This window comes from Frankia sp. CeCAU1 (genome assembly GCF_977971845.1).
This window is the reverse complement of record NZ_CDWWXA010000061.1, coordinates 23,365-27,364: the sequence shown is the minus strand read 5'-3', so window position 1 is coordinate 27,364 and position 4,000 is coordinate 23,365. Positions and strand designations below refer to the sequence as shown.

The following is a 4,000-nucleotide window of genomic DNA, read 5'->3' as shown; positions in this document are numbered from 1 at the left end:
ACCCAGCCCAGGCCCCAACCCAGCCCAGACCCCAGACCCGGCTCCGGCCCGGTGCACGCGCCGTAGGCTGGTCGGGTGAACGGCCGCAGCTACGAGGTCCGCACGTTCGGGTGCCAGATGAACGTCCACGACTCCGAACGGCTCTGTGGGCTGCTGGAATCCGCCGGCTACTCCCCGGTCGATCCCGGCGGCGAGGCGGATGTGGTCGTGTTCAACACCTGCGCGGTGCGGGAGAACGCCGACAACCGCCTGTACGGCAACCTCGGCCAGCTAGTCCCGGTGAAGAAGGGCCATCCGGGCATGCAGATCGCGGTCGGGGGCTGCCTCGCCCAGAAGGACCGGGCCGCGATCCTCGACCGGGCGCCCTGGGTTGACGTGGTCTTCGGCACGCACAACCTGCACCGACTGCCCGTGCTGCTGGAGCGCGCGCGGCACAACGCGGCGGCCCAGGTCGAGATCGCCGAGGCCCTGGAGGTCTTCCCGAGCTCCCTGCCGACCCGGCGGGCCAGCCATCACTCGGCCTGGGTCAGCATCAGCGTGGGATGTGACAACACCTGCACCTTCTGCATCGTTCCCAGCCTGCGTGGCCGCGAGCGTGACCGCCGGCCGGGCGACGTGCTTGCCGAGGTCGAGGCCCTGGTCGCGGAGGGCGCCCTGGAGATCACACTGCTGGGGCAGAACGTCAACTCCTACGGGCGCTCGCTGGGAGATCCCGGTGCCTTCGCGAAGCTGCTGGCCGCCTGCGGTCGCGTCGAGGGTCTCGAACGTGTCCGCTTCACCTCGCCGCATCCGCGCGACTTCACCGACGACGTCATCGAGGCCATGGCGACCACCTCGAACGTGTGCCACCAGCTGCACATGCCGTTGCAGTCCGGGTCGGACACCGTGCTGCGCCGCATGCGCCGCTCGTACCGTCGGGACCGTTTCCTCGGCATTGTCGAGCGGGTGCGGGCGGCCATGCCCGACGCGGCCATCACCACCGACATCATCGTCGGCTTCCCTGGCGAGACCGAGGCGGACTTCGCCGACACCCTCGACGTGGTGCGGGCGGCCCGGTTCTCCGGCGCCTTCACCTTCCAGTACTCGCCTCGCCCGGGCACCCCGGCAGCGACCATGGACGCCCAGGTGGACCGGGCGACCGTGGCCGACCGGTATACCCGGCTGGTGGCCCTGCAGGACGAGATCTCCTGGGCGGAGAACCGGGCCCTGGTCGGCCGGCGGGTCGAGGTGCTGGTCTCGGAGGGGGAGGGGCGCAAGGACGGCGCCACCGGCCGGATGTCCGGCCGGGCTCGGGACGGACGGCTCGTGCACTTCCGTGCGGACGAGGCCGCGAGCTCGTCCACCGGCTCGGGCCCGAGGGCGGGCTGCGCCGCGCCCGCGGTCGCGGTGGCGGTCGCGCCTACGGTGCGCCCGGGCGACGTCGTCGAGACGGTGGTGACGCGGGGGGCACCCCATCACCTCACCGCCGACGGCCCCCTGCGGTCCCACCGGGCGACCCGTGCGGGGGACGCGTGGGCGCTCGGGCGTGACGGTGGCGGTGCGGCAGCCGCGCAGCAGCCGGCAGGCGGACGGCCGATCGTCACCCTGGGCATCCCGTCCCTGCGGTCGTCCTCGCCCGATCCCGTCGGCCCGGCGCCGGCCGACGCGGCGTTGGCCGGCGCGGACGCCTGCTGTACTCCGGTACGTCGATGACCCTCGTCGCCGCCGCGGTCTGTCCTCATCCTCCGTTGCTGGTTCCCGAGGTCGGCCGTGGTGAGCCGGTCGAGGCGCGGGCCGTCGCGGTGGACGCGGTGCGCCTGCTGTGTGCCGCCGAGCCGGACACGATCGTGGTGGTGGGTGACGCGGCGACCGAGGTGTCCTACGGCCCCGCCGCGTCCGGGTCGCTGGCCGGCTTCGGGGTGGATCTCCGGGTAGATCTTGGCCCGACCGCGCCGGCCCCCGAGCCGTCGTCTGTCCTGTCGTCGTCTGTCCTACCGTTGTCGATCACGATCGGCGCCTGGCTGCTGGGCGCCGTCGGTTGGCCCGGCGCCCGCACCGCCGTCGGGGTGCCCGCGGAGATCTCCCCGGACGGGGCCGTCGCACTCGGATCGCGGCTGGTCGTGGGCTCCGCTCCGCAGGAGCGCCTCGCCCTGCTCGTGATGGGCGACGGCTCGGCCTGTCGCACGCTGAAGGCTCCCGGCGGGTTGGATCCACGGGCCGCGGCGTTCGACGCGACCGCCGCCGCGGCGCTGGCCGCAGGGGACCCGGCCGGTCTGCTCGCCTTGGACCCGGGGTTGGCCCGGGAGCTGCTCGCCGCGGGCCGGGCGTCCTGGCAGGTCCTGGCCGGCGCCCTGCTCGCCGCGACCCGGGACGGCCTGGGCCCGGGGTCCCTGGGCCCGGGGTCCCTGGGCCCGGGGTCATGGAACAGTGACCTCCGGTATGACGACGCGCCGTACGGTGTCGGCTATCTGGTTGCCCTCTGGACACGGGATGTTGCCGAGCGAGGATGAACAGGCAGAAGGAACCGCGCCGGGGACCGGTGGTGGCGGTCGTGGGGCCGACCGCCGGCGGCAAGAGTGACCTCGGCATCGAGATCGCGCTCGCCCTCGGCGGCGAGGTGGTGAACGCGGACTCGATGCAGCTCTACCGCGGGATGGACATCGGTACCGCCAAGGTTCCCGAGGCGGAGCGTCGCGGGGTGCCCCACCATCTGCTCGACGTGTGGGACGTGACGCATCCCGCGGACGTCGCGAGCTTCCAGGCGGACGCCCGCCGGATAATCGACGGCCTGCTCGCCGCCGGGCGCATTCCGGTGCTGGTCGGCGGTTCCGGGCTCTACGTCCGCGCGGTTCTTGACAATCTGGCCTTCCCGGGGACCGATCCGGGCGTCCGGGCGCGGTGGGAGGAGGAACTGGCCCGCGTCGGCGCCCCGGCGCTGCACGACCGGCTGGCCGCGCGGGCACCGCAGGCCGCCGCGGCGATCCTGCCCAGCAACGGCCGGCGGATCGTGCGTGCCCTGGAGGTCGTCGAGCTCACCGGAACCTTCACGGCCACCCTGCCGGAGCACCGCTCGGTCTATGAGGTCGTGCAGATCGGCGTGGATCGCCCCGATCTCGACCGACGGATTACGGACCGGGTGGAGAAAATGTGGGGTGCTGGTTTTCCTGACGAAGTGCGAAGGTTGGTGGAATGCGGCCTGCGGGAAGGCCGAACCGCGTCTCGCGCACTGGGATATGCCCAGGTTCTGGCCTGGTTCGACGGCGCAATGGACTCCGCCGAACAGGCCAAGCTCGCCACAATTACGGCGACGCGGCGCTTTGCCCGTCGACAAAGGTCCTGGTTCCGGCGGGATAACCGGATAGCCTGGTTGGACCAACCAGATGTCACCCAGGTGCGACGGCTGGTGGGTTCGCTCTGACGGGTGATCGGCCGACCGGGTCGGGGTCGATCGGGCCGCCGCCAATGCGCGGCGTCGCCGGTGACCGGTGCGCGGCGGCCGGTCCCGCACGGCGTCTGGAGAGATCGATGTGACCGCGCCCACCTCTGATGCTGGTACCCCACCCGACGATGCTGGTACCCCACCCGACCTGACTCTCGTCCCCGCGCTCTACGCCGCCTTCGACGATGGTTCGCTGCGGCTGCACTTCCAACCGGAGGTCGACCTGCGCAACGGGTCGGTGCCGGGGATGGAGGCCCATCCGCGGTGGCTGCACCCGGAACGCGGGGTGCTGGGTCCGGCGGATTTCATGCCGATCGCAGCGGCCGCGGGCCTCGTCCATCAGGTGGACCAGTGGGTGCTGCGGATGGCCGTGACCGAGGCGCGCACCTGGCATCGGATGGCGGTCGGGACGCCGATCCGCCCGCCCCGGTTGTGGGTGAACATCGATGGCCGCCAGCTTGCCAGCCTCGCCTTCGCGGCCGAGGTCGACCGGCTCGTCTCGGGCCGGGTGCTGCCGGCCGGGGCGATCGGCCTTGAGTTCAGCGAGCAGACCCTCGGACTCGCCGCGCCGATGGTGCCCCG

4 protein-coding genes are annotated in these 4,000 nt (G+C 72.6%); all 4 read left to right on the top strand.

Translation table 11 applies throughout. The features are described from left to right. Positions 1-75 precede the first annotated feature (75 nt). Positions 76-1,692: a tRNA (N6-isopentenyl adenosine(37)-C2)-methylthiotransferase MiaB gene (gene miaB / locus AC08OO_RS12630; protein ID WP_476610171.1), complete on the top strand. Its 1,617-nt coding sequence runs from the start codon at positions 76-78 to the stop codon at positions 1,690-1,692. Beyond that, positions 1,689-2,489: a class III extradiol dioxygenase subunit B-like domain-containing protein gene (locus AC08OO_RS12625; protein WP_476610172.1), complete on the top strand. Its 801-nt coding sequence runs from the start codon at positions 1,689-1,691 to the stop codon at positions 2,487-2,489. Before miaB ends, AC08OO_RS12625 begins: the two co-directional genes overlap by 4 nt. Beyond that, the gene (gene miaA / locus AC08OO_RS12620; protein WP_476606186.1) at positions 2,486-3,397 is read left to right on the top strand and encodes a tRNA (adenosine(37)-N6)-dimethylallyltransferase MiaA; all 912 of its coding nucleotides are present in this window, start codon (positions 2,486-2,488) and stop codon (positions 3,395-3,397) included. The genes AC08OO_RS12625 and miaA overlap by 4 nt, the downstream gene beginning before the upstream one ends. A gap of 109 nt (positions 3,398-3,506) precedes the next feature. Next, positions 3,507-4,000, top strand: a 494-nt coding sequence (locus AC08OO_RS12615) for an EAL domain-containing protein (RefSeq protein ID WP_476618534.1), incomplete at its 3' end; no start/stop codon positions are given.